Origin of the sequence: Nocardioides rotundus, assembly GCF_019931675.1 — a bacterium.
Classification (GTDB): Bacteria; Actinomycetota; Actinomycetes; order Propionibacteriales; family Nocardioidaceae; genus Nocardioides; species Nocardioides rotundus.
This window is the reverse complement of the sequence record NZ_CP082922.1, coordinates 792226-816175: the sequence shown is the minus strand read 5'-3', so window position 1 is coordinate 816175 and position 23950 is coordinate 792226. Positions and strand designations below refer to the sequence as shown.

Below are 23950 nucleotides of genomic sequence, written 5' to 3'. Positions count from 1 at the left end.
GACCATGGCTGCCATTGAGATGAAGAACATCGTGAAGAAGTACGGCGACGGGTTCCCGGCCGTCAACGACGTGAGCGTCGACGTCGAGGACGGGGAGTTCCTGATCCTGGTCGGGCCCTCCGGCTGCGGGAAGTCCACGCTGCTGCGGATGATCGTCGGCCTGGAGGACATCACCTCCGGCGACATGATCATCGGCGGGAAGCGGGTCAACGACCTCGCGCCGCGGGACCGGAACCTGTCGATGGTGTTCCAGAACTACGCGCTCTACCCGCACCTGACCGTCTACGAGAACATCGCGTTCCCGCTGCGGCTCTCCAACACCCCGAACGACGAGGTGGACAAGAAGGTGCGCGAGGCGTCGAAGACGCTGGAGCTCGACGAGCACCTGGAGCGCAAGCCGGGCAACCTCTCCGGCGGTCAGCGCCAGCGGGTCGCCATGGGCCGCGCGATCGTCCGGGACGCGCAGGCGTTCCTCTTCGACGAGCCGCTGTCCAACCTGGACGCCAAGCTGCGCGGCCAGATGCGCACCGAGATCTCCCGGCTGCAGAAGCGCCTGGGGATCACCACGGTCTACGTCACCCACGACCAGACCGAGGCGATGACGCTGGGCGACCGGGTCGTCGTCCTCAAGCGGGGCGTGCTGCAGCAGCACGCGACCCCGCGGGAGCTCTACGAGAACCCCTCCAACCTGTTCGTGGCCGGCTTCATCGGCTCCCCGCCGATGAACTTCCTGCCCGCGACGGTCGAGGGCAACCAGCTGGAGCTGCCGTTCGGCACGGTGACGATCCCGGAGGAGAAGGCGCGCAAGGCCGCCGGCAAGGGGCTGCTGATCGCCGGCATCCGGCCCGAGCACTTCGAGGACGCCGAGGTCATCGACGCCGAGAAGTCCGCCACGGGCGACACCTTCGACGCCAAGGTGGACGTGGTGGAGTGGCTGGGCAACGAGGCCTACGCCTACGTGCCGTTCGAGGCGCCGCCGGAGGTCCAGGACCAGCTCAACCAGCTGGAGAAGGATCTGGACGGCGAGTCGATGCGCACCCAGCTGGTGATCTCCCTCGACGGGTCCAGCCGGATCTCCGAGGGCGACCAGGCCACCATCTGGGTGGATGCCCGCAAGATCCACCTCTTCGACCCGGCCACCGGCGAGAACCTCACCATCGACCGCGAGAACGCTGGCATCGTGCCGGGCGACAACGCGATGGTGCACGCCGAGAAGGTGGGCGAGGAGCAGGACCACACCGGGGACGCGGCCCCGGCCTGACCCGCGGACATCGACCGGCCCGTCCTCAGCAGGGGCGGGCCGGTCGTCTGTCTCCGCCCCCGCCGCTCAGTAGGTCCCGAGGATCTTCCGGGGCGTGCCGGGCGGAGGCAGGCGTACGACGCTCACCGAGCCCATGAGGGACATCCCCTTCACCACGACCGTCGGCGAGCCGGCTCGCGGCTCGAAGGGCACCTTGTCCCGCGACTGCTTGAAGTCCCCCATGATCGGCACGCCGTCGACCACCACGTGCGTGTGCGCGTCGACGTACACCTTCACGTCTCCCATGACCGCGTTCGCGGTGATGTGGGTGGTGTCGGCGTCCAGAGTCGCCTCGCGCAGGTCCAGCAGCACCGACCCCATCAGCGAGAGCGCCGTGTGCCGCTCGGGGACCCGCCACGACCCGCGTCGCTTGCAGTCGCCCATGACCGCCCACGAGCTCGCGTGGCTCGCCGTCGCCGGGGCCGAGGCCGGACGGCGCTGAGGGGCGGCGGGACCGACGCGGCCGGGATGCTCGGGCAGGTCGACGGTGATCGGCACCAGGTCGGCATAGGTCTTGGCGGCGTACGTCGCCCCCAGCCGCTCGTCCAGCTCGTGCATCTCCAGCCGCCCGTCCCCCGCGGCTCGGCGCAGCACCTCGGCGACCTTCTCCCGGTCCGCGTCGGAGACGCGCAGCTGGGACGGGTCGTGCGGAGGCCGCCGGTCCATCTCGCCCATGCCGGGCAGCCTAGCGGCCCCTCGGCGGGACGGTCAGGCGCGGCGCAGCGGCACGCGCCGCGCCTCCAGCTCGACCACGACGCCCTGGTCGGTCGCGACCGGCGTCCGGGCGATCCGCATCCCGGCGAAGCCGGGCAGGTCGACCGAGCGCGGCGACGGACCGGCCGAGGCCCCGACCCGCAGCCGCTCCCCCTGCAGCCGGGCGGAGAAGGTCACGACCTGCCCGCCGACCCGGGCGCGCGGCGATATCTCGTTCGGGCCGGCCACGGGGGTGGCCGGCGCCGGGTAGGGGACGGTGACGAACAGAGCGGTGCGCTCGGCCACGTCGGTGGCGAGATCCAGCTCCTGCACCAGCAGCGAGGCCGACCCCTCCCGCACCGCCAGGTCGACGTAGGCGGTGGACACCCGGTCCTGGGCGGCGGAGACGACGTAGGGCCGACCGCGGACGTTGGAGTCCGTGATCCGCCAGCCCGGATAGGTCGCCTCGACCCGATCAACCACTTCGTCGGTCAGGTTGTCGTGGCTGACGGTCTCGGCGACGAGTCCGCCGCCGACCACCGCTACGGGGGCGAGCAGGCCGAGCAGGACGGTGAGGAAGATTCGCATGCTCCAGACACTAGGTTCGCGCCCGGCCCTCCCCCATCGACCGAACGGCCGGAACCCCGCGCGGGGGCCCGGCCGTTCGGCTGGTTCCTCCGGCCGGGCGGCTCAGCTGTCGACGTACACCGTCCCGCCGAGCTCCAGGAACTCCTCGGACTTCTCCTTGAAGCGCTCCCGCACGTCCTGGCTGATCCGCATCGAGCAGAACTTGGGCCCGCACATGGAGCAGAAGTGCGCGGTCTTGGCGCCCTCGGCCGGGAGCGTCTCGTCGTGGAAGGCCTCCGCGGTGTGCGGGTCCAGGGACAGCGCGAACTGGTCGCGCCAGCGGAACTCGAAGCGCGCCTTGGACAGCTCGTCGTCCCACTCCCGCGCCCGCGGGTGCCCCTTGGCCACGTCCGCGGCGTGCGCGGCGAGCTTGTAGGTGATGACGCCGGTCTTGACGTCGTCCCGGTCCGGCAGGCCGAGGTGCTCCTTGGGCGTGACGTAGCAGAGCATCGCGGTGCCGTGCATGGCGATCGCCGCCGCACCGATCGCGCTGGTGATGTGGTCGTAGCCGGGCGCGATGTCGGTGGCGAGCGGGCCGAGGGTGTAGAACGGCGCACCGTGGCACCAGTCCTGCTGCAGCCTGACGTTCTCCTCCACCAGGTGCAGCGGGACGTGCCCGGGCCCCTCCACCATCACCTGGACGTCGTGCTCCCAGGCCCGCTGCGTGAGCTCGGCCAGCGTGCGCAGCTCGGCGAGCTGCGCGTCGTCGTTGGCGTCCGCCACGCTGCCGGGCCGCAGCCCGTCGCCGAGGCTGAAGGAGATGTCGTAGGCCGCGAAGATCTCGCAAAGCTCGTCGTAGTGGGTGTAGAGGAAGTTCTCCTCGTGGTGGGCCAGGCACCAGCCGGCCATGATCGAGCCGCCCCGGGAGACGATCCCGGTGACCCGGTCGACGGTGAGCGGCACGTAGCGCAACAGCACGCCCGCGTGGATGGTCATGTAGTCCACGCCCTGCTCGGCCTGCTCCAGCACGGTCTCGCGGAACACCTCCCAGCTCAGCTTCTCGGCGTCCCCGCCCACCTTCTCCAGCGCCTGGTAGAGCGGGACCGTGCCGATCGGCACCGGGCTGTTGCGCAGGATGTGCTCGCGGGTCTCGTGGATGTCCTTGCCGGTGGAGAGGTCCATCACGGTGTCCGCGCCCCAGGTCACCGCCCAGGTGAGCTTCTCGACCTCTTCGGCGATGCTGGACTTCACCGCGGAGTTGCCGATGTTGGCGTTCACCTTCACCAGGAACCGGCGGCCGATGATCATCGGCTCGGACTCCGGGTGGTTCACGTTCGCGGGGATGATCGCCCGGCCGGCGGCGATCTCGGAGCGCACCAGCTCGACATCGCAGCCCTCGCGCGCGGCGACGTACTGCATCTCCTCGGTGATCTCCCCCTGCCGGGCGCGGTGCATCTGGGTGACGTTGCGCCCCGGGACGGCCTCGTCGTCGCCGCGGCCGGCGAGCCAGTCGGCGCGCAGCGGCGGCAGTCCGCGCTCGGGGTCGGAGCCGGGGCCCTCGGTGCAGTAGCGGTCGAAGGTGTCGCCGTTGGTCAGGGTGACGCGGGTGACCGGGACCTGCCGGTCACCGACCAGGACGCGCTCGTGGGCGGGGTGGACGGTCATGCGATCTCCTCTGTCTCGGTTGCGGGTGGGATGTGCGGGATCGGGCCGCGACCGCGGCCCAGGCGCCAGCCGGAGCCGGCGCGCAGCTGGTGGGTGGTGTACGCCGCCGCGCGGCGGACCGCCGCGGTCAGCTCGTCGGCGTCGGGCAGCCGGCCTCCGCCGGGCCGGTGGGCGAGCGCGGCGGCCAGGGCGCTGCTGAACGTGCACCCGGTGCCGTGGTCGTTGGCGGTGTCGACGTGCTCGTGGGCCAGGGGTACGGCGCTGCCGCCGGGGACGGCGACCCAGTCGGTGCCGCCCTCGTCGCCGCCGGTGACCACGACCGCGCACCCGAGCCCGGCGAGCTCCTCGGCGAGCTCCTCGGGGGGAGCGTCGTGGCCGGCCAGGGTGCGTGCCTCGTCGAGGTTCGGGGTCACGACCGCCGCGGCGGGCAGCAGGTGCTCGAGGTAGGCCCCGACCACCTCCTCGTCCCCGAGCACGGCGCCGCTGGTGGCCACGAGCACCGGGTCGACGACCAGCGGGAGGTGACCCAGGCGCTCGGCGATCAGCGCGACCACCTCGCCGGAGCCCAGCATCCCGGTCTTGACCGCGGTCACCGGCAGGTCGCCGAGCACGGCCTCGACCTGGGCGGCCACGATGTCCGGCGGGACCGGGTGGACGGCGCTCACGCCGGTGGTGTCCTGGGCGGTCACCGCCGAGACCACGCAGGCGGCATGCGCCCCGAGGTGGCCGATGGTGGCGACGTCGGCGGTGATCCCGGCGGCGCCGCCGGAGTCGGTGCCCGCGACGGTGAGGACGACGGGGGGCGTGCCGCTCATCGCGTCGCCTCCAGCAGCTCGGCGACGACCCGGGCGGGGTCGTCGGCCCGCATCACGGCACCCATGACGGCGACGCCGTGTGCGCCCGCGGCCCGGGCGTCCGCGGCGGTGTCGGGATCGATGCCGCCGAGGGCGAGCACCGGGATGTCCGCCTCGGTGGCGAAGCCCTCCGCGGGGACGGGCGGGCCGTACCCCGGCTTGCTGTCACTCGCGCCGAAGGGCGAGAGGGTCGCCCACCGGGCGCCCTCCGCGGCGGCCCGGCACACCTCCTCGGCGGAGTGGCAGGAGCGGCCGAACCGGACCTGCTTGGACCCGCGCACCGGAGCCGGCTGGTCCGAGGCGAGGTGGATCCCGGCGGCCACCGGGTCGGGCAGCCGGGAGGACAGCACGCACAGACCCGCGTGGTTGAGGTAGGTCAGCAGCCCCGACCGCTCCACCGGCGGCAGGTCGTGCTCGCGCAGGATCACGCTGTCCAGCCCCGCCCCGAGGCAGGCCACCAGCTGCTCGGCCAGGCTACGACCGGGCGGCAGCTGGGTGCGGTCGGTGAGCACCACGACCCGGGGGATCATGCGATCCTCCCGGCCATCGGGCTCGACGCTCGCGCCACCGCGCGCCGCGGGATCCGGCCCGCGCCGTACGCCGTGTGCCCGGCCTCGACGGCCAGCCGCAGCGCCGTCGCCATCGCCACCGGGTCGTCCGCGCGGGTGATCGAGGTCGCCGCCAGGACGGCGGAGCAGCCGAGCTCCATCGCGAGTGCCGCGTCGCTCGCCGTGCCGACCCCGGCATCGAGCACCACCGGCACGTCGACCGCGGCGACGACCGCCTCGATGGCATACGGGTTGAGCACCCCCAGGCCGGAGCCGATCGGGCTGCCGAGCGGCATCACCGCCGCACAGCCGGCGTCGACGAGCCGGCGCGCGACCACCGCGTCCTCGGTGGAGTAGGGCAGCACGGTGAAGCCGCGGGCGACCAGCTGCTCGGCGGCCTCCAGCATCTCGACCACGTCGGGCATCAGGCTGGTCTCGTCGCCGATGACCTCCAGCTTCACCCAGTCGGTGCCGAGCGCCTCGCGGGCCAGCTCGGCGGTGGTGACGGCCTCGCGGGCGGACCGGCAGCCGGCGGTGTTGGGCAGCAGCCGGGCGCCGTGCTCGCGCAGCGTGCCGAGCAGGCCGCCGGAGGCCAGGGAGGAGGTACGGCGGACCGAGACGGTCACCAGCGAGGGTCGCGCGGCCTCCAGCACCGGACCCAGCAGCGCCGGCCGCGGCAGCCCGCCGGTCCCCAGGAACAGCCGGGAGCCCAGGGTCTCCCCGGCGATGGTCAGCGCGCTCATCCGCCCGCCACCGCCTGCACGACCTCGACCTCGTCGCCGTCGGCCAGCCGGTGCTCGGCGTGCGCCGAGCGCGGCACGACCTCGCCGTTGATCGCCACCGCCTGGCCGTCGGGCAGCTCGCCCAGCAGCTCGTGGACGGTGGCCGCCGGCGTGGTGGCCGGCTCGCCGTTCAGGGTGATCCTCATGTCTCCTCCAGTCGTCGGGGATCCAGTGCGGGGTCGACGGCGCCGCCCTCGACGCCGTCGGCCACCAGCTGTGCGGTCAGGGGTGCGAGCAGGACGCCATGGCGGAAGTGGCCGGCGGCGAGCCAGGTGCGCTCGTCGACCGGGCCGACCAGCGGCAGCCGGTCCGCGGTGGCGGGGCGGTCCCGGGCGGTGACCTCGAGCAGCTCGGCGCGGTCCAGGCCCGGCACGAGCTGGCGAGCGGCGGTGAGCAGCCGCTCGACCCCGCCGAGGGTCGCGACCGGCGGCTCGTCGTGCTCCTCGACCGTGGCGCCGACGACGACCTCGCCGCCGGGCCGCGGGACGACGTAGACCGGCTCGCCGCGCACCCACGAGCGCAGCACCCGGGTGGGCGGATCGTCGGTGCGGGCGCGCAGGATCTCCCCGCGCACACCGTGCACCAGGTGCCGCCACGGCTCCGGGAGACAGGCGCCGGTGGCGACCAGGCGCAGGTCGGGGACCTCGTCGGGCGGCGCGGCGGTCACCGGGACCCGCTCCATTAGCGCGGCGACCACGGCGCGCGGGGCGACGCTGTGGTCGTCCGGGAGCGTCGCGGCGCCGGCGACCCGGGCGAGCGTGGGCTCGAGCCGGCGCGCCTCGCGCCCGTCGAGCAGGTCGACGGCAACGCCGAGCCCGGCGAGCAGGTCGGCCTGGCGCTGCACCTGTTGCAGGTCGCCGGGGTCGAGCCCGACCAGCAGCGTGCCGTTCCGCTGCAGGGGCACGCCCAGCCGGTCGGCGTACTCCGGCCACATCGCGGCACTGCGCAGGCCCAGGCGGTGGACGTCGGGCTCGCCGTACCACGCCTCGCCGGCCGGCGAGAGCATGCCGGCGGCGGCGTAGGTCGCGCCGCTGCCCGGGGCGGGGTCGACGACGGCGACATCGTGGCCGCGCCGCCGGAGCTCGTCGGCGCAGGCGAGGCCGACGATGCCGGCGCCGAGGACGTGGACGCGCATCAGGCCACCGCCCGCACCAGCTCCTCCGCTGCCGAGAGTGGGTCGGGTTGTCGCCAGATCGCGCCGATCACCGCGACCCCGTGCGCGCCCGCGTCGCGGGCCTCCTTGGCGCCGGCCGCGTCGACCCCGCCGATGCCGATGAGCGGCAGCAGGCCGGCGGCGCCGGTGAGCGCCTGGGGTCCGAGCGGGTCGGGCAGGCCGTCCTTGGACGTCGTCGCGAACAGCGGCCCGAAGCCGGCGTACGACGCTCCCTCGGCCACCGCCTTCCGGCAGTCGCCGCGGTCCCGGCAGGTCGCGCCGACCAGCAGGTTGGGCGCCATCGCGTGCGCAGCGGCGACCGGGAGGTCGTCCTGGCCCAGGTGCACCCCGTCGGCACCCACGGCGAGGGCCACGTCGAGCCGGTCGTTGACCACGACGGCGGCGCCGTGCGGGCGGACCGCGCCGATGACGTGGCGGGTCAGGCCCACCAGGTCGCGCGTGCTGCCGCCCTTCTCCCGGACCTGGAAGCCGTCGACGCCGGCCAGGGCGAGCGCCGGGAGCAGGGCGAGCTGGTCGGCGCCCGAGACCAGGCAGAACAGCCGCGGGACAGCGCGCGCGGGGCGGGTGCTCCCCGTGTCGGAGAACGTGGTGACCATCGAGAAATCACTTCCTTCGCCGGCATGATCCGGATCAGGTACGACGGTCGGAGCGGCTCCAGCTCCCTCTCAGCCCGCTGCCGCGGACTCCCGTGTGGACGTCATCGACGCTAGCAGACGCGAGACAAGCCGCTCTCCCCCTCATCGGGTGTGATGCGCCTGCGCCCTAGTCACCCCGGGTGGTCCACGGGGCCTGATCGGGCCGGTCGGAAATGGGCCGGCCGGGCCATGGTGCGGGCCGCGGGCGCTCCCTAGGCTCGTGTCGTGCCGCTTCGGCGGCCGACCGTGGAGTCTGACTGACAACCTGTGACAGCTAGGCTCCACGGTCCGCGTCAGCCGGCGCGCTCGACCCCGGCGGCGTCCCGCAGCGCTCGCTCGACCGCCAAGGCGGCCTGCCGCCCGGCCCGGGAGGCGCCGATGGTGGAGGCCGAGGGACCGTAGCCGACGAGTTGGATCCGCGGGTCGCGTACGGCGGTCGTCGCGCCCTGCACTTTGCCCGGCACCGGCTCGAGCGCGATCCCGCCCTCGGGCGAGCGCAACGCCAGCGGCGCCAGGTGGTCGACGGCCGGCCGGAAGCCGGTGGCCCACACGATCACGTCCACGGGCTCGAAGGCGCCGTCGGCCCACCGGACTCCGCGCGGCTCGATCCGGGCGAACATCGGGTGCCGGTCGTAGGCCCCGAGCTCCGCGGCCTCCTGCTCCTGGGGTCGCAGCGCCAGGCCGGTGACGCTGACGACGCTCGCGGGCGGCAGGCCGCGCCGTACCCGCTCCTCGACCGCGGTGACCGCCCGCAGGCCGGCCGCGGCGTCGAAGTCCTCGCGCCACACGGGTGGTCGGCGGGTCACCCACAGGGTGTCGGCGATGGGCGCCAGCTCCCCGATGAACTGGACCGCCGAGGCGCCGCCGCCGACGACCAGCACCCGGCGCCCCCGCAGGTGCTCGCGCCCGGGGTAGCTCGCGGTGTGGAACTGCTCCCCAGCGAAGGTCTCGATCCCCGGGTAGTGCGGCACGAACGGCCGGGTCCAGGTGCCGGTGGCGTTGACCAGGGTGCGGGTCCGCCACGACCGGTCGCCGGCCCGGACCCGCAGCAGGTCCCCGTCGGGCTCGACCCGGTCGACGCGCACCGGGCGCAGCACCGGCAGGTCGTGCAGCCGCTCGTAGTCGGCGAAGTATCCGGGCACGACCTCGTTCGCGCGCCGCTCCGAGCGGTCCGGCGCCACCGCGTCCGGCAGATCGGCGACCCCGTGCACGTCGTCCATGGTCAGCGAGTCCCAGCGATGCTGCCAGGCGCCGCCGGGCGCCGGGTTGCCGTCGAGCACCAGGTGCTCGATCCCCCTGCGCCGCAGGTGGTAGGACGCCCCGAGACCGGCCTGACCGGCGCCGACCACGATCGAGTCCCAGATCTCCATGGCGGGTCAACACCGTCGCGGCTCGATCCATGCCGCGCTGGGACCGACGTCGCCGGATATCTTGTCGCCCGTGGCTGACGCAGAGTTCCGATACTCCGACCTCCTACCGACCGCGGGCTCGAACGGCGCCGACGAGACGCCGTACCGCCTCCTGACGACCGAGGGGGTCTCCACGGTCGAGGTCGACGGGCGGACCTTCCTCACCGTGGAGCCGGAGGCGATCCGGCGGCTGACCGAGGAGGCGATGCACGACATCAGCCACTACCTGCGCCCCGGCCACCTCGCGCAGCTGCGGCGGATCATCGACGACCCGGAAGCCTCCGGCAACGACCGCTTCGTCGCGCTCGACCTGCTCAAGAACGTCAACATCTCCGCCGGCGGCGTGCTGCCGATGTGCCAGGACACCGGCACCGCGATCGTCATGGGCAAGAAGTCCGAGGGGGTGCTCACCGGCGCCGACGACGGGGAGGCGGTCAGCCGCGGGGTGTACGACGCCTACACCCGCCTCAACCTGCGCTACTCCCAGCTGGCTCCGTTGTCGACCTTCGAGGAGAGGAACACCGGCAGCAACCTGCCGGCGCAGGTGGAGATCTACTCCACACCGGCGACCGAGGTGCCGGAGTACAAGTTCCTCTTCATGGCCAAGGGCGGCGGCTCGGCCAACAAGTCGTTCCTCTTCCAGGAGACCAAGGCCGTGCTGAACCCCACCCGGCTGATGGAGTTCCTGGACGAGAAGATCCGCTCCCTCGGCACGGCCGCGTGCCCGCCGTACCACCTCGCGGTGGTGATCGGGGGTACGTCGGCGGAGTACGCGCTGAAGACCGCGAAGCTCGCCTCCGCGCACTACCTCGACGACCTGCCGACCGAGGGCTCGATGAGCGCGCACGGGATCCGGGACACCGACCTGGAGCAACAGGTCTTCGAGCTGACCCAGTCCTTCGGGATCGGGGCGCAGTTCGGCGGGAAGTACTTCTGCCACGACGTCCGGGTGGTCCGACTGCCGCGGCACGGCGCGTCAGTGCCGGTGGCTCTGGCGGTGTCGTGCTCGGCGGACCGGCAGGCCCTGGGCAAGATCACGCCGGAGGGCGTCTTCCTGGAGCAGCTGGAGACCGACCCGGCGCAGTTCATGCCCACCGACGGCGTCTCCGACGAGATCGCCGGCGGCGAGGTCGTGCCGATCGACCTGCGCCGGCCGATGCCGGAGATCCTCGCCGAGCTGTCACAACACCCGGTGAAGACCCGGCTCTCGCTGACCGGGCCGCTGGTGGTGGCGCGCGACATCGCGCACGCCAAGATCAAGGAGCGGCTGGACGCCGGTGAGGAGATGCCCGACTACCTCCGCGACCACCCCGTCTACTACGCCGGCCCGGCCAAGACCCCCGACGGGATGCCGTCGGGGTCCTTCGGGCCGACGACGGCGGGACGGATGGACTCCTACGTCGAGCAGTTCCAGGCGGCCGGCGGCTCGATGGTGATGCTCGCCAAGGGCAACCGCTCCCAGCAGGTCACCGAGGCGTGCGCCGCCCACGGCGGGTTCTACCTCGGGTCGATCGGCGGCCCCGCCGCCCGGCTCGCCCAGGACTGCATCACCTCGGTCTCGGTGCTGGAGTACGAGGAGCTCGGCATGGAGGCCGTGTGGAGGATCGAGGTCGAGGACTTCCCCGCCTTCATCGTGGTCGACGACAAGGGCAACGACTTCTTCACCGACCCCTCCGGCGCGGTCACCGTGCCGATCTCGGGGATCCGGGTGCGCTCCGCGGAGTAGCCGCCGCGCAACGTCATACGCTCCGGGGAACCGCTTCCCCACTTCGTATGACGTCCCGGACGCCCGGGCGCACGTCGACGCCCGCCGAGCCGCCCGCCAGACCGTGTCAGGCTGCGGTGCCGCGTACCCAGCCGCGGGACACGAGCGCCAGCTCGAGCTGCTCGAAGAACGCGTCCGGGCAGGCACGCATCCCCATCACCGGGAGCCGCAGCACCAGATCCCCCTCGAGCGCGACCGCGTTGTGCCGCAGCGCGTCCGCGACCAGGTTCTCGACCCACGCATGCTGGATCCCATCGATCTCCAGGCTGACACCGAAGTCGTTCCAGCGGAGGTCGAGGTAGTAGGTCCCGTTGGGAGTACGCCGCAGCACCTGCTTGTCGGGCTCCGGTATCCCACGCGCCCGGCAGCCACGCACCACGTCCAGCTCGTTGAGGGATCGGATGCCACCCACCAGCTCCAGCACGGTCTCCTGCAGTGCCGTGCGTCGACGGTGGCGACGTACCAGCAGAAGCTGGGCGGCCAGGTCACTCGGCAGCACCAGCCCCTGCTGGACCGGCATGGTCAGCAGCAGATCGGCCTGCCGGTTCGACCGCGCCCAGAGAGCGGCGTGGACGGCGGCCACGGCGGGGCGAGCGCGGGGGATCCCCGACCCGGGATGCAGGTCTTCGGCCCGCCAGCGCCGGGTCTGGCGGATGTCGTAGAGGCGGGTACGTCGTACGCGGGCGCCACGCGGCACCGACACCCGGATCCGATCCACCTCGAAGTTCTTCAGCCCCGCCGCGATGAGCGCCGAGGCACCGTCCAGCCGGGCCCGGGGACCCCCTTGCAGTACGGCGGCCCATGCGTGCCCGAGCGGGGTGAGCTCGGTGTTGTGCAGGCACACGACCTGGTCGGAGATCCGCTGCCAACGGTGGGCGCTGACCTCGGCGCGGATGAGCCAGCGCGGGATCCCCAGCCTGAGCAGCTGCCGCTGACCGGTCACTCCGCCCTGGTCGGCGGCCAGGGAGCGGGCACGGATGAGGCGAGGGTCGTCGTACCGCGTCTGCTGGGGCATGACACGAGCGTGGCCGCGAGGCCGGCCGGTCACCACCACCGATGAGCAGGCTGTGGAGAACCGCCCGTGCGCGGTCGGTATCCACAGGGCGATGTGCACGTGACGGCCCCGGCGCCGCCGCGGCTCGGCCCCCGCGCAACGTCATACGTTCCGGGGAACCGCTCCTCCGCTTCGTATGACGTCGCGGATCGGCCGCCGCGCCGGACGCCCCGAGGACGCCCCCGAGGGCCCACCCGCCTTACCGTGAGGCCATGCAGTACACCGAGGTGGCGCGGGCGGACTCCGAGCGCGGCGAGCTCGTCCTGCGCGAGCGCCGGGAGGACGGGTCGCGGCCGGTGCTGGAGCTGCGCGCCAACGGCGTCTTCGTGATGGACACGGAGGAGACCTCCTCGGAGACCGAGCTGGGCGCGCTGGCGCTGGGTCTGGTCGAGGACCCGCGCGACGTGGTCATCGGCGGGCTGGGGCTCGGCTACACGCTGCGCCGCGTGCTGGCCGACCCGCGGGTGGAGCGGGTGACCGTGGTCGAGGTCGAGGAGGCGCTGATCGGCTGGATGCGCGACGGCACCGTCCCGCACGGCCCGGCCCTCCTCGCCGACCGGCGGGTGCGGATCGTCAACGCCGACATCGCGATGGCGATCGCCGAGGCGCGGGAGAAGCACGACCTGCTGCTGCTCGACGTCGACAACGGCCCGGGCTACCTGGTGCACGAGGACAACGCCGGCCTCTACTCCCCCGCGATGCTCGAGCCGTGCCGCGGCCTGCTCGCGGACGGCGGTGTGGTGGTGATCTGGTCGGCGAACCCGGCGCCCGAGCTGCTGGGCGCGCTCGACGGGGTGTTCGGCAACGCCGAGGAGCTCCCCCAGCAGGTGCTGCTGCAGGACCGCCCCGAGCACTACTACCTGTACGTCAGCCGCCGCTGACCGTACAGTTCCCGCGATGGGGGATCACTTCACTCTCGACGTTGACCCCGGCCCGCTGCTGGCCGGGGCGCGGCGGCTGGGCGAGGTCGCGGAGGTGTGCGGCGACCAGGCGGAGAAGGTGCGCACCGCGCCCGAGCGCTGGCGGGCCGGGTGGAGCAGCGCGAGCTCGACGTCGCTCGGCGAGCAGGCCGTCGCTCTGGGCGGCGAGCTCGGCGTCTTCCGGCGCCGGCTCGGCGGTGCCGCGTCCGCGCTGCGCGGCTACGCCCACGACCTCGACACCGCGGTGAGCGTCGACCTCGCCGACCTCAACCGCCGTTGGCGCGAGGCGCAGGCGACCTACGACGACGCCGTCGCCGCCGCCGACCGGCGTCGCCAGTCCTCCGTGGACGACCTCGATCCCACCCTCCCCAGCGGGATCCGGCGGGACGAGGAGCGGAGCTATGACGAGGCGAGGGACGCAGCCATCGGCGCCGCGTCCGCCGACCTCACCGCGGCACGCGAGAAGCTGACCACGGAGTACGACGACCTCAAGGAGCGGCTCCGGCGCCGTACCGTCCGGTTCGGCGACGAGCTGGGCAGCGCGGTGGCCCTGCAGGTCAGTGCCACCGACGTGCTGCTCTACCGACTCCTGGGGATGGGCGCGTTCGGCCCCACCTCCCCGCTGGCTCGCCGCGCCCGCTCGGAGAACGGCGGGCCACTCGGTGAGCTGGCCGAGCAGCTCGCCGCTCCGCCAGATGACTACGAGAAGGTCAAGGCGCTCCTGGACCGGGCCCGCGAGCTGGGGCTCCCCCCTGACCAGTACGCCACCACCCTGCAGTCGTACTGGCGGTTCCGCGCGGCCGAGGCCGCCGGGATCGACCTGTCCCAGTGGGACCCGTCGAAGGGCGCCGAGGCCAACCGGGCGATCATCGAGGCGGTCTACCGCTACTACGGCGACCTCTACCTGCAGAACCCGGACCTGCAGTGGGCCGGCATGGCGAACATGATCGGGCCCTCGTTCGCCGCCGGCTTCTTCGACCTCGACCTGTTCCGTCGGATGGCCGGCTCGCTGGGCGACCTGCCCGAGCCGCTCCGCAGCCAGCTGCCTCCGGGGATGCAGGACATCGCGAACTGGACCGAGGAGGATCTGCGCTTCTTCGAGAGCAGCTTCTTGGACATGCAGCGCCAGATCTTCTTCGACCAGGGCAGCCTGCACCAGGCCTACGTCGACGGAGGGATGGAGGCCATCCGCGAGCTCGAGGCGGCAGGCCTCTACCCGCCGGAGATCGCCGACGCCTGGGCCGACCTCGACTCCGGCGACCCCGAGCGGGTCCAGTCGGCCAACGAGGAGTTCCTGATGCGCGAGCAGCTGGTGGTCATCGACGACGACTACCAGCGGATGTTCGACCACGCCCCCACCGGAGAGGCGATGACCTGGCTGATGACCCTGATCGGCGCGCCGTCGATCCCCGGTGCCCGCAGCTATCCCGAGGTGTTCCCGCTGACGGTCACCGCGGAGACGCCCGGGCCCGAGCGGCTCGGCACACCGGACAAGATCGGCCCGATCGACCTTCCCGACATCGACGTCGACAACCCGCTCCAGGGGACCGTGACGGTGCAGACCCCGTTCCCGGACGGGAACATCGCCGACTTCGACGACCGCTGGGCGTTGATCGAGCAGGACACGCTGCCCGCCTTCCAGCAGCTGCTCCGTGATGACCCGCAGCGCGCTCGCGACCTCATCGGGCAGAACGTCGGGGACCGGATCGGTGACTACCGCCTGGAGCAGCGGATCGACGAGATCCTGGCCCAGCTCGCCAACTGGAGAGTGGACGTTGACCAGTGACCACCGCGGGCGGCGGGTCGGCATCGTGCTGGCCGCGTTGGCCGTCATCTCAGGAGGATGCAGCGTGAGCGACACCGGCCCCCGGGCCCAACAGCGAGAGGCCGCACGACAGGTGCTGGACGGAGGACTCGACGTCGACCTGTCCTCGCCACCCTCCCGGGCGGACCTCGCCCTCCCGGAGGGCAGCAGCTCGACGGTGCTGCAGAACCGAGACCGCTCGGAGTTCGATGCCACGGTGCGGTTCACCGACGGTCGGGTGCTGGACACACGGGCCTACGCCGCCGCCGTACAGGCCCCTGGGGGCGATGCCGCCCCCGACCGGCTGGCCCTGCGACGCCGGGGGCTGTCGCTGGCGGAGCTCGAGCGGCTGCTCCGGGACGCCACCGAGGAGCTGGGCGCGGACCGGGCCGCGGTGGACTCCTACCTCGCCCAGGCCGCGCGGGCGACCGAGCAGCAGGCGGACGTCGTGCGGTCCATCCCGACCGGGGTCCGCGGCGAGGAGGAGCTGGTGATCGAGCCGGTCGTCACCGCCGCGGAGGGCCGGGTCTCGGTGAACTATCTGATCCGCTGGGGGGCCGAGTCGTGACCGAGGAGCCGATCCGCGCCGACCCGGCCGCCATCGCCCGGGTGCGGGACAGCCTCAGCCGCAGCGGTGTGCGGCTCGCCGAGCTCCCCGAGCCGGTCCGCACGGTGGTCGCCAGGATCACCGAGGGAGCCGGCGAGTTCGCCCCCGACCTCGGCAGTGACGCCACCGGCTTCGAGCTCTCCTGGTCGGTCTCCCTCGAGACCATGTCCACCAGCCTGGGCAACCTGGCGGCCAACGTCGGAGGCTTCGGCATCGACCTGGTCGCCGTCGACCTGGAAGCCGGGTGACCGCGGCCCGGGGGTGAACCGCCACCGGGCCAGGCCCCGGGAGTACCGTCGGAGCCGTGACCAAGACGCGCATCGAACACGACTCCATGGGCGAGGTCGAAGTCCCCGCCGACGCCCTCTGGCGCGCGCAGACCCAGCGCGCGATCGAGAACTTCCCGATCAGCGGGACCACCTTGACGCCGCGACACATCCAGGCGCTGGGGCACGTCAAGGCGGCGGCCGCGACGGCGAACGCCGGGCTCGACGTACTCACCCGCGAGCAGGCCGACGCCATCGTCGCGGCCGCGGACGAGATCGTCGCCGGCCGGCACGACGACGAGTTCCCGCTCGACGTCTTCCAGACCGGGTCGGGCACCAGCTCGAACATGAACACCAACGAGGTGATCGCCTCCCTCGCCGCGCACGCCGGCGTCGAGGTCCACCCCAACGACCACGTCAACGCCTCACAGTCCAGCAACGACACGTTCCCGACGTCGATCCACGTCGCGGCGACGCTGGCCGTCGTCGAGGACCTGCTGCCCGCGCTGGACACGCTCGCGACGTCGCTGGAGCGCAAGGCCGAGGAGTTCGCGACCACGGTGAAGTCCGGGCGCACCCACCTGATGGACGCGACGCCGGTGATGCTCGGGCAGGAGTTCGGGGGGTACGCCGCCACGGTGCGCCTGGGCATCGAGCGACTGGAGTCGGTGCTGCCGCGGCTGCGGGAGCTGCCGCTGGGCGGTACGGCCGTCGGCACCGGGATCAACACGCCCGCTTCGTTCGCCGAGCGGGCGATCGGCGCGCTCGGGGAGCGCACGGGGCAGCCGTTCACCGAGGCCCGCGACCACTTCGAGGCGCAGGGCACGCGCGACTCCCTGGTCGAGGCGTCCGGCGTGCTGCGGACCATCGCGGTCGGCCTGACGAAGATCTGCAACGACCTGCGCTGGATGTCCTCAGGCCCGACGACCGGCCTGGCCGAGATCCACCTGCCCGACCTGCAGCCGGGCTCGAGCATCATGCCCGGGAAGGTGAACCCCGTCCTCCCGGAGGCCACCTTGATGGTGTGCGCGCGGGTCGTGGGCAACGACGCCACGATCGGCTGGGCGGGCGCGTCGGGGAGCTTCGAGCTCAACGTGATGATGCCGGTGATGGCGCAGGCGCTGCTGGAGTCGGTGCAGATCCTCTCCAGCTCCTCGGTCCTGCTCGCCGAGCGCTGCGTCGACGGCATCACCGCGAACGCCGAGCGGATGCGTACCTACGCCGAGTCCTCCCCGTCGGTGGTCACCCCGCTCAACCGGTACGTCGGCTACGAGGCCGCCGCGAAGATCGCCAAGCACGCCCTCGCCGAGGGGATGACGATCCGCGAGTCGGTCATCGACCTGGGGTACGTCGAGCGCGGCGAGGTCACCGAGCAGCAGCTCGACGCCGCCCTCGACGTGGAGTCGATGACCCACCCCTGACCCACCACTGTGCCGAGTCGGCGCTGTATCGCTCAGTACCAGTTGTTGGCCTGCTTGAAGGACCAGGCCGAGCAGGGGCTGCCGTAGGAGCCGCGGATGTAGTTCAGCCCCCAGCGGATCTGCACCTCGGCGGAGGTGAAGTAGCCGGGCGGCATGTCGTGGGTCTGGGTGAGCGCCTGCGGGATGCCGTAGGCCGACGAGGTCGGGTTGTCGGCGTACATGTTCCAGCCGCTCTCGGAGTTGTAGAGCGCGTCCAGGCAGCTGAACTGGTCGGAGGAGAAGCCGTACTCCGGCAGCAGGGCACGAGCGATGGTCCGCGGGTCGGCGTCGTCGAGGTTCTCCTCGTACGACGCCGCGGGGGCCTCCTGGGTGGAGAGCTCGTCCAGCTTGGCGGCGTCCAGCGGCGCCCGGTTGTCGGACCGCGAGACGGTCTCGGCGCGCTCGGCGCGCAGCTCCTCGGCGGTCGCCCCGGAGGAGGAGGACCCGGCGCCCTCCACGACCGGGGTGGAGACCCCGGCGGCAGCGGCGGAGCCGTGACCCAGGGAGGCCTCCTGGCCGGTGACCAGGCCACCGGCGACGGCCACGCCCGTGGCGGTCGCCGCGAGGGCCGCGGTCGCCAGCGAGGTGCGGAGCGGGTGGGAGGCCGAACGGGCCGACGGGCCGCGGTGCTTGCCCGCCTTGGGCGCAGGGGATCTCACAGGTGGTCTCACGGGGGCTCGGGGGCAACGGTGAACGGTGAACGGTGACCGACCATCAGGTCACCGAGAGGTCACGGCCGTCCACACTGACTGACCATGCGGGGCGATGCAAACCGACGGCGCGTCGGTGTGACCCAGGTCGCTCCCACCGGCCCAGCGTGCCCCAGGAGCCCCACGGGCCCCGGAGATCCCTCAGACCGTGACGTTCTCCAGCATCTCGGTGACCAGCGCGGCGATCGGCGAGCGTTCGGAGCGGGTCAGCGTCACGTGGGAGAACAGCGGGTGGCCCTTGAGCTTCTCCACCACCGCCACGATCCCGTCGTGCCGGCCGACCCGCAGGTTGTCGCGCTGCGCCACGTCGTGGGTGAGCACCACCTTGGAGTTCGCGCCGATCCGGGACAGCACCGTCAGCAGCACGTTGCGCTCCAGCGACTGCGCCTCGTCCACGATCACGAACGCGTCGTGCAGCGACCGGCCGCGGATGTGGGTCAGCGGCAGCACCTCGAGCATGTCCCGGTCCAGCACCTCCTCGATCACGTCCCGCGTGGTGATCGCGCCGAGGGTGTCGAAGACCGCCTGCGCCCAGGGGGACATCTTCTCCCCCTCCGATCCGGGCAGGTAGCCGAGCTCCTGCCCGCCCACGGCGAACAGCGGACGGAAGACCACGACCTTCTTGTGCTGGCGCCGCTCGAGCACGGCCTCCAGGCCGGCGCACAGCGCCAGCGCGGACTTGCCGGTGCCGGCCCGGCCGCCCAGCGACACGATCCCGACGTCGGGGTCCAGCAGCATCTCCAGCGCGATCCGCTGCTCGGCCGAGCGGCCGTGGATGCCGAAGGCCTCCTTGTCGCCGCGCACCAGGTGCACCTGCTTGTCCGGACCGACCCGGCCCAGCGCCGTACCCCGCTCCGAGAGCATCACCAGGCCGGTGTGGCAGGGCAGGTCGCGCGCCTCGTCGAGGTCCAGCACCCCGTCCTCGTAGAGCTCGTCGAGCGCCGCGGCGGGTACGTCGAGCTCGGCCATCCCGGTGTATCCGGTGTCGGAGTCGGAGACCACGCCCTCGGCGCGGTACTCCTCCGCGGTCAGCCCGACGGCCGACGCCTTGATCCGCAGCGGCAGGTCCTTGGAGACCAGCGTGACGTCGTGGCCCTCGTCGGCCAGGTTGCGCGCGACCGCCAGGATCCGGGTGTCGTTGTCGCCCAGCCGGAAGCCCGAGGGGAGGGCGGTCGGGTCGGTGTGGTTGAGCTCGACCCGGATCGAGCCGCCCTCCTCGCCCACCGGCACGGGGCGGTCCAGCCGGCCGTGGGTGACGCGCAGGTCGTCCAGCGTCCGCAGGGCCGAGCGCGCGAAGAAGCCGAGCTCGGGGTGGTGGCGCTTGCCCTCGAGCTCGGTGATCACGACCACCGGGAGGACCACCTCGTGCTCGGCGAACCGCTTGAGGGCGCCGGGGTCGGCCAGCAGCACGCTGGTGTCGAGGACGAAGGTGCGCAGTGCGGGTGCGGTCATCGTGCAAACCCCTCACCGACCGGCGCGGGCACTCCTTCCGCCCGGTCCTGTCTCTACTCAGGTCACGCGGGCGGACCAGGGCGCTCGAAGGCCGGAGTGCCGGCCTCCTCGCACGGCGGGCGGAGCCACCGTGGTGTGGTCGTGGAATCTCACGAACGAGCCTCCCGGGTACGACAGGCTTCCCCACCTGCCGATGCCTCGAACGTACGCCGGTCCGAGGGGCCGCCGTGGCTGACACGCCCGAACTCGGGGTGAAGGTTCGGTGGACGGATCAACCATCCGCGTCCTTGCCACGTCCTCGGGCCGCGTAGCAGGGTGGGCCATGGTCCGATTCGACCCCGACCGCCCTGCCGACCTGGAGATCTGCCCGGTCTTCGCGCGCCCGGAGCTGATGCGCACGGTGCCGCGCTACCGGATGCCGGACGAGCCGACCCTGCCCGACACGGCCTACCAGATCGTCCACGACGAGGCGCAGCTGGACGGCAACGCCCGGCAGAACCTCGCGACCTTCGTGACCACCTGGATGGACGAGCGCGCCTACGACCTCTACCGCGAGACCGCCGACCGCAACCTGATCGACAAGGACGAGTACCCCATGGCGGCGGAGATGGAGCACCGCTGCTGGCGGATGCTCGCCGACCTGTGGCACGCACCGAGCCCCGAGCACGCGCTGGGCACCTCGACGGTCGGGTCGTCGGAGGCCGCGATGCTGGGTGCCCTGGCGATGAAGAAGCGCTGGCAGGCCGCCCGCCGCGCCGCCGGCGAGTCGACCGACTCCCCCAACCTGGTGATGAGCTCGGCGGTGCAGGTGTGTTGGGAGAAGTTCTGCAACTACTTCGACGTCGAGGCCCGCACGGTGCCGATCGACGACGAGCACCCGATGCTGCGCGGGGAGCAGCTCGCGGGGTACGTCGACGAGCGCACCATCGGCGTGGTCGGGATCCTCGGGGTGACCTACACCGGTGCCTACGAGCCGATCGCGGAGCTGGCGGCGGCGCTGGACGCCCTCGAGGCCGACACCGGGCTGGACGTCCCGCTGCACGTGGACGCGGCCTCCGGCGGGATGATCGCGCCGTTCGTCGACCCGTCGTTGGAGTGGGACTTCCGGCTGGACCGGGTGCACTCGATCAACACCTCGGGTCACAAGTACGGGCTGGTCGCGCCCGGGGTCGGCTGGGTGGTGTGGCGCTCGGCCGACGTGGTGCCCGAGGAGATGGTCTTCCATGTCGCCTATCTCGGCGGCGACACTCCCTCGCTGACCCTCAACTTCTCCCGGCCCGCCTCCCAGGTCACCGTGCAGTACTACCAGTTCCTGCGCCTGGGGCGGACCGGCTACCGACAGGTCCAGCAGGCCAGCCTCGACGTCGCGCGCTGGATCGCCGACCAGGTGGCGCAGATGCCCGAGCTCGAGCTGGTGGGCGACCGTCTCTCCATGCCGGTGGTCACCTGGCGGCTGGCGCCGGAGGTGACCGGCTGGGACGCCTACGACGTCTCCAACCAGCTGCGCACCGGCGGCTGGCAGGTGCCGGCGTACCCCCTGCCGGACAACCTCTCCGACCGCACCGTCCTGCGGATGGTGGTGCGCAACGGGCTCAGCCGCGACCTGGCCGACGACCTGGTCGCCGACCTGCGGCGGGCGGTGGCCTACCTGCACAAGCACGGCGGCGACGACGAGCAGGGCACCCGGTTCGACCACCTGGGCCGCGGCGCCGCTCCCGGCTCGTGAGGGCGGGGCGGCCTCAGCCCCCGAAGCGCCGCTCCCGGGCGGCGTAGGCGCGGATCGCCCGGAGGAAGTCCACCCGGCGGAAGTCGGGCCACAGGGCCTCGCAGAAGTAGAACTCGCTGTGCGCGCTCTGCCAGAGCAGGAAGCCGCCGAGCCGCTGCTCGCCGGAGGTGCGGATCACCAGGTCGGGGTCGGGCTGACCCTTGGTGTAGAGGTGGTCGGCGATGTGGTCGACGTCGACCACCTCGGCCAGCTCCTCCAGGGTCCGACCCTGAGCGGCCTCGCTCAGCAGCAGGGCGCGGACGGCGTCGGCGATCTCCCGGCGTCCGCCATACCCCACCGCGACGTTGACCAGCAGCCCGTCCACGTCCCGGGTGGCGTCCGCAGCCGCCTTGAGCTTCTCGGCGGTGCCGGCGGGCAGCAGGTCGAGGGAGCCGACGGGGTGGATCCGCCAGCGGCCGGTCGAGGCGAGCGACTCCACCGCCCCCTCGATGATGGTCAGCAGCCCCTCGAGCTGCTCGGGAGGCCGGTTGGTGAGGTTGTCGCTGGAGAGCAGCCACAGCGTCACCACCTGGACGCCGACCTCCTCGCACCAGCCCAACATCGGCTGGATGTTGTCCGCGCCGGCGCGGTAGCCGTGGGCGGTCTCGGCGCCCACGGCGCGCGCCCAGCGGCGGTTGCCGTCGAGCATCACGCCGACGTGCTGGGGCACCCGCTCCTCGCCCAGGCGGCGGGCCACGCGGAACTCGTAGGCGGGGTAGAGCACACGTCGTACCGCGCTCTTGAAGCCCACCGGGGCAGCCTAGCCCCTCTCGTTCACCTCGTCGGGCACATGATGTTCATCGCCTTCTTCGCCGTTCAGTGGACGAGGGACGTACCGTGGTCGTCGTGAACGACCAGTTGCGCCACCGAGTCGAGCGCGCCCACGAGCGGGTGCAGGACTCGGTCGAGCGCGCCCAGGAGCGGGTCGAGACCGTCGTCGCCGACGTCAAGCCCCGGCTGCGCGGCTGGCTGCACCTGGTCAACGTGCCGCTCACCCTGGCCGCGGGCATCGTGCTGATCGTGCTCTCCCCGACCGCCCCCACGCGGGTCGGCTCGGCGGTGTACGCCGGCTCGGCGCTGCTGCTGTTCACCATCTCCGCGATCTACCACCGCGGCACCTGGTCCCCGCGCCTGCACGGCTTCTGGAAGCGCTTCGACCACGCCAACATCTTCCTGCTGATCGCCGGCTCCTACACCCCGTTCAGCATGCTGCTGCTGCAAGGCCGCGACCGGACGGTCATGCTCACCGTGGTCTGGGTCGGCGCGATCCTCGGGATGCTGTTCCGGATCTTCTGGACCAACGCGCCGCGCTGGCTCTACGTGGGGCTCTACCTCGCGCTCGGCTGGGCGGCGATCGCGTTCTTCCCCGGCTTCGTCGAGGGCGCCAGCGGCCTTGGCGTCGGGATCGGTACGGCGGTCCTGGTGCTCGTCGCCGTGGGCGGCCTGCTCTACACCCTGGGCGGTCTGGTCTACGGGCTCAAGCGGCCCAACCCGTGGCCGCGCTGGTTCGGCTTCCACGAGGTGTTCCACTCCTTCACCATCCTCGCCTTCGCCGCCCACTACGTCGGCGTCTCGCTGGCGACGTACTCCCTGCGCTGAGCGCTCACAGCACGAACAGCGGGAAGGCGGCCACCGCGGCCATCAGCCCCAGCACCATCAGGGCGGTCGCGACCGGCGGCAGGTGCATCGCCAGCCACTCCGCCGCCTGGTAGGCCAGCGCCACGACGGCCACCGCGACCGTGACGTGCAGAAGGGTGGCGACCGCGACCCCGGCGATCGCGGCGACCCGGAGGTAGCCGCCCCACAACACCCCGAGCAGGATCGGCACGACGATCGCCCCGGAGAGCCCGCCGAGCACCTGCATCCAGAAGTCCTCCGAGCGCATCCAGGGCAGGTCCCAGAAGCCCGGGACGTGGCGGTCGAGCAGGACCAGCGTGGCGCTGGTGCCGCAGTAGAGGATGGCCAGGTAGGTCGCCGGGACCACGAGCCGGAACCACCAGCGCAGCAGCGGCGACCAGCCGGGCCGGCCCACGAGGACCAGGGACACGGTGGTCACCGCGGCCCAGGCGAGCCAGCGGCGGATCACCCCGGTGCCGGTGTCGCGCATGGCGTCGCGGAAGATCCGGTCCGCCTCGACCCGGTCGATCGGCACCTCGGGGTCCGTGGTGGCCGACGCGACGTCCCGGGCCCCGCCGACCAGGCCGTCGTGGATGAGGGCAGCAGGCAGGTGCCGTCCGGACTTGGGCACCAGCCAGGTGAACCACCGGGGCACGCTGGTCAGATCGGTGCGGAACTCCTCCAGCCGCGCGGGCACGATGATGACGGTGTCCAGGACCGGGTCGCGGTAGGCGATCCGGCGCAGCATCTCCCAGGACTCCCGGCCCTGCTCGTCCTCGATCCGGTTGAGGACCACCCGCGGCGGCGCGGTCGGGTCGGGCGGGATCTCCGGCAGCCCGAGCCAGGCGGGCACCCCTCCGTCGAAGAACCGCTTCGGCCGGGCCCGAGTCTGCAGCTGCATGG

The 23950-nt window shown here is 72.6% G+C and carries 24 protein-coding genes and 1 riboswitch; of the genes, 9 read left to right on the top strand and 15 right to left on the bottom strand.

Annotation, left to right across the window (positions count from 1 at the left end; translation table 11 throughout):
- Positions 1–4: 4 nt before the first annotated feature.
- A complete protein-coding gene (locus tag K8W59_RS03905; RefSeq protein ID WP_223397448.1) occupies positions 5–1261 on the top strand; it encodes an ABC transporter ATP-binding protein in 1257 nt (418 codons plus the stop codon).
- Positions 1262–1327: 66 nt separating this feature from the next.
- On the opposite strand, the gene K8W59_RS03900 is transcribed toward K8W59_RS03905, so the two are convergent.
- The 10 genes from K8W59_RS03900 to K8W59_RS03855 form a co-directional block, all read right to left on the bottom strand.
- Positions 1328–1975: a DUF1707 domain-containing protein gene (locus K8W59_RS03900; RefSeq protein ID WP_223397447.1), complete on the bottom strand. Its 648-nt coding sequence runs from the start codon at positions 1973–1975 to the stop codon at positions 1328–1330.
- Positions 1976–2008: 33 nt separating this feature from the next.
- Positions 2009–2581 carry a hypothetical protein gene (locus K8W59_RS03895; RefSeq protein WP_223397446.1) on the bottom strand — a complete coding sequence of 191 codons (573 nt, stop codon included), beginning with the start codon at positions 2579–2581 and terminating at the stop codon, positions 2009–2011.
- A 102-nt stretch (positions 2582–2683) separates the two neighbouring features.
- Complete coding sequence (thiC, locus tag K8W59_RS03890) at positions 2684–4225, bottom strand: phosphomethylpyrimidine synthase ThiC (RefSeq protein ID WP_223397445.1); 1542 nt, start codon at positions 4223–4225, stop codon at positions 2684–2686.
- Positions 4222–5040, bottom strand: a complete 819-nt coding sequence (thiD, locus tag K8W59_RS03885) for a bifunctional hydroxymethylpyrimidine kinase/phosphomethylpyrimidine kinase (RefSeq protein WP_223397444.1) — start codon at positions 5038–5040, stop codon at positions 4222–4224. Before thiD ends, thiC begins: the two co-directional genes overlap by 4 nt.
- The gene (locus K8W59_RS03880) at positions 5037–5609 is read right to left on the bottom strand and encodes a thiamine phosphate synthase (protein WP_223397443.1); all 573 of its coding nucleotides are present in this window, start codon (positions 5607–5609) and stop codon (positions 5037–5039) included. The genes thiD and K8W59_RS03880 overlap by 4 nt, the downstream gene beginning before the upstream one ends.
- Complete coding sequence (locus K8W59_RS03875; protein WP_223397442.1) at positions 5606–6370, bottom strand: thiazole synthase; 765 nt, start codon at positions 6368–6370, stop codon at positions 5606–5608. Before K8W59_RS03875 ends, K8W59_RS03880 begins: the two co-directional genes overlap by 4 nt.
- On the bottom strand, positions 6367–6555 hold the full coding sequence (gene thiS / locus K8W59_RS03870) for a sulfur carrier protein ThiS (protein WP_223397441.1): 189 nt from the start codon (positions 6553–6555) through the stop codon (positions 6367–6369). Before thiS ends, K8W59_RS03875 begins: the two co-directional genes overlap by 4 nt.
- On the bottom strand, positions 6552–7544 hold the full coding sequence (locus tag K8W59_RS03865) for an FAD-dependent oxidoreductase (RefSeq protein WP_223397440.1): 993 nt from the start codon (positions 7542–7544) through the stop codon (positions 6552–6554). The genes thiS and K8W59_RS03865 overlap by 4 nt, the downstream gene beginning before the upstream one ends.
- Positions 7544–8179, bottom strand: coding sequence for a thiamine phosphate synthase (locus K8W59_RS03860; protein WP_223397439.1), 636 nt, complete (start codon positions 8177–8179; stop codon positions 7544–7546). The genes K8W59_RS03865 and K8W59_RS03860 overlap by 1 nt, the downstream gene beginning before the upstream one ends.
- Positions 8174–8283, bottom strand: a riboswitch (TPP riboswitch). Its footprint overlaps the gene before it by 6 nt.
- A gap of 228 nt (positions 8284–8511) precedes the next feature.
- Positions 8512–9588, bottom strand: a complete 1077-nt coding sequence (locus K8W59_RS03855; protein ID WP_223397438.1) for an NAD(P)-binding domain-containing protein — start codon at positions 9586–9588, stop codon at positions 8512–8514.
- Positions 9589–9658: 70 nt separating this feature from the next.
- Between K8W59_RS03855 and K8W59_RS03850 the strand changes: the two genes are divergently transcribed.
- Entirely contained in the window at positions 9659–11353 is a 1695-nt protein-coding gene (locus K8W59_RS03850; protein ID WP_223397437.1) for a fumarate hydratase, read from the top strand.
- 106 nt (positions 11354–11459) lie between these two features.
- On the opposite strand, the gene K8W59_RS03845 is transcribed toward K8W59_RS03850, so the two are convergent.
- Positions 11460–12407 carry a hypothetical protein gene (locus tag K8W59_RS03845; RefSeq protein ID WP_223397436.1) on the bottom strand — a complete coding sequence of 316 codons (948 nt, stop codon included), beginning with the start codon at positions 12405–12407 and terminating at the stop codon, positions 11460–11462.
- A gap of 251 nt (positions 12408–12658) precedes the next feature.
- Between K8W59_RS03845 and K8W59_RS03840 the strand changes: the two genes are divergently transcribed.
- The 5 genes from K8W59_RS03840 (at position 12659) to K8W59_RS03820 (ending at position 17464) form a co-directional block, all read left to right on the top strand.
- A complete protein-coding gene (locus K8W59_RS03840; RefSeq protein WP_223397435.1) occupies positions 12659–13327 on the top strand; it encodes a spermine/spermidine synthase domain-containing protein in 669 nt (222 codons plus the stop codon).
- Positions 13328–13343: 16 nt separating this feature from the next.
- Positions 13344–15152 carry a hypothetical protein gene (locus K8W59_RS03835; RefSeq protein ID WP_223397434.1) on the top strand — a complete coding sequence of 603 codons (1809 nt, stop codon included), beginning with the start codon at positions 13344–13346 and terminating at the stop codon, positions 15150–15152.
- Positions 15153–15216: 64 nt separating this feature from the next.
- On the top strand, positions 15217–15738 hold the full coding sequence (locus K8W59_RS03830; protein WP_223397433.1) for a hypothetical protein: 522 nt from the start codon (positions 15217–15219) through the stop codon (positions 15736–15738).
- The gene (locus K8W59_RS03825; protein ID WP_223397432.1) at positions 15735–16025 is read left to right on the top strand and encodes a hypothetical protein; all 291 of its coding nucleotides are present in this window, start codon (positions 15735–15737) and stop codon (positions 16023–16025) included. The genes K8W59_RS03830 and K8W59_RS03825 overlap by 4 nt, the downstream gene beginning before the upstream one ends.
- 56 nt (positions 16026–16081) lie before the next feature.
- On the top strand, positions 16082–17464 hold the full coding sequence (locus tag K8W59_RS03820; protein ID WP_223397431.1) for a class II fumarate hydratase: 1383 nt from the start codon (positions 16082–16084) through the stop codon (positions 17462–17464).
- 32 nt (positions 17465–17496) lie between these two features.
- On the opposite strand, the gene K8W59_RS03815 is transcribed toward K8W59_RS03820, so the two are convergent.
- Complete coding sequence (locus tag K8W59_RS03815) at positions 17497–18162, bottom strand: aggregation-promoting factor C-terminal-like domain-containing protein (protein WP_223397430.1); 666 nt, start codon at positions 18160–18162, stop codon at positions 17497–17499.
- A gap of 192 nt (positions 18163–18354) precedes the next feature.
- A complete protein-coding gene (locus tag K8W59_RS03810; RefSeq protein WP_223397429.1) occupies positions 18355–19665 on the bottom strand; it encodes a PhoH family protein in 1311 nt (436 codons plus the stop codon).
- Between the two features lie 322 nt (positions 19666–19987).
- Here K8W59_RS03810 and K8W59_RS03805 point away from each other — a divergent pair, with 322 nt between their 5' ends.
- Positions 19988–21391 carry a glutamate decarboxylase gene (locus K8W59_RS03805; protein ID WP_223397428.1) on the top strand — a complete coding sequence of 468 codons (1404 nt, stop codon included), beginning with the start codon at positions 19988–19990 and terminating at the stop codon, positions 21389–21391.
- Positions 21392–21404: 13 nt separating this feature from the next.
- Here K8W59_RS03805 and K8W59_RS03800 read toward each other — a convergent pair whose 3' ends face one another.
- Entirely contained in the window at positions 21405–22181 is a 777-nt protein-coding gene (locus K8W59_RS03800) for an isoprenyl transferase (RefSeq protein ID WP_223397427.1), read from the bottom strand.
- A 95-nt stretch (positions 22182–22276) separates the two neighbouring features.
- Here K8W59_RS03800 and trhA point away from each other — a divergent pair, with 95 nt between their 5' ends.
- The gene (gene trhA / locus K8W59_RS03795; protein WP_223397426.1) at positions 22277–23029 is read left to right on the top strand and encodes a PAQR family membrane homeostasis protein TrhA; all 753 of its coding nucleotides are present in this window, start codon (positions 22277–22279) and stop codon (positions 23027–23029) included.
- 4 nt (positions 23030–23033) lie between these two features.
- Here trhA and K8W59_RS03790 read toward each other — a convergent pair whose 3' ends face one another.
- A complete protein-coding gene (locus tag K8W59_RS03790; RefSeq protein WP_223397425.1) occupies positions 23034–23948 on the bottom strand; it encodes a DUF1353 domain-containing protein in 915 nt (304 codons plus the stop codon).
- Positions 23949–23950: the final 2 nt, after the last annotated feature.

Coding starts and splice junctions, on each gene's coding strand:
- K8W59_RS03810 (WP_223397429.1), bottom strand. CDS start 19,665: ATGACCGCACCCGCACTGCGCACCTTCGTCCTCGACACCAGCGTGCTG.
- thiS (WP_223397441.1), bottom strand. CDS start 6,555: ATGAGGATCACCCTGAACGGCGAGCCGGCCACCACGCCGGCGGCCACC.
- thiD (WP_223397444.1), bottom strand. CDS start 5,040: ATGAGCGGCACGCCCCCCGTCGTCCTCACCGTCGCGGGCACCGACTCC.
- K8W59_RS03900 (WP_223397447.1), bottom strand. CDS start 1,975: ATGGGCGAGATGGACCGGCGGCCTCCGCACGACCCGTCCCAGCTGCGC.
- K8W59_RS03875 (WP_223397442.1), bottom strand. CDS start 6,370: ATGAGCGCGCTGACCATCGCCGGGGAGACCCTGGGCTCCCGGCTGTTC.
- K8W59_RS03880 (WP_223397443.1), bottom strand. CDS start 5,609: ATGATCCCCCGGGTCGTGGTGCTCACCGACCGCACCCAGCTGCCGCCC.
- K8W59_RS03895 (WP_223397446.1), bottom strand. CDS start 2,581: ATGCGAATCTTCCTCACCGTCCTGCTCGGCCTGCTCGCCCCCGTAGCG.
- K8W59_RS03845 (WP_223397436.1), bottom strand. CDS start 12,407: ATGCCCCAGCAGACGCGGTACGACGACCCTCGCCTCATCCGTGCCCGC.
- thiC (WP_223397445.1), bottom strand. CDS start 4,225: ATGACCGTCCACCCCGCCCACGAGCGCGTCCTGGTCGGTGACCGGCAG.
- K8W59_RS03840 (WP_223397435.1), top strand. CDS start 12,659: ATGCAGTACACCGAGGTGGCGCGGGCGGACTCCGAGCGCGGCGAGCTC.
- K8W59_RS03865 (WP_223397440.1), bottom strand. CDS start 7,544: ATGCGCGTCCACGTCCTCGGCGCCGGCATCGTCGGCCTCGCCTGCGCC.
- K8W59_RS03835 (WP_223397434.1), top strand. CDS start 13,344: ATGGGGGATCACTTCACTCTCGACGTTGACCCCGGCCCGCTGCTGGCC.
- K8W59_RS03905 (WP_223397448.1), top strand. CDS start 5: ATGGCTGCCATTGAGATGAAGAACATCGTGAAGAAGTACGGCGACGGG.
- K8W59_RS03790 (WP_223397425.1), bottom strand. CDS start 23,948: ATGCAGCTGCAGACTCGGGCCCGGCCGAAGCGGTTCTTCGACGGAGGG.
- K8W59_RS03860 (WP_223397439.1), bottom strand. CDS start 8,179: ATGGTCACCACGTTCTCCGACACGGGGAGCACCCGCCCCGCGCGCGCT.
- K8W59_RS03855 (WP_223397438.1), bottom strand. CDS start 9,588: ATGGAGATCTGGGACTCGATCGTGGTCGGCGCCGGTCAGGCCGGTCTC.
- K8W59_RS03805 (WP_223397428.1), top strand. CDS start 19,988: ATGGTCCGATTCGACCCCGACCGCCCTGCCGACCTGGAGATCTGCCCG.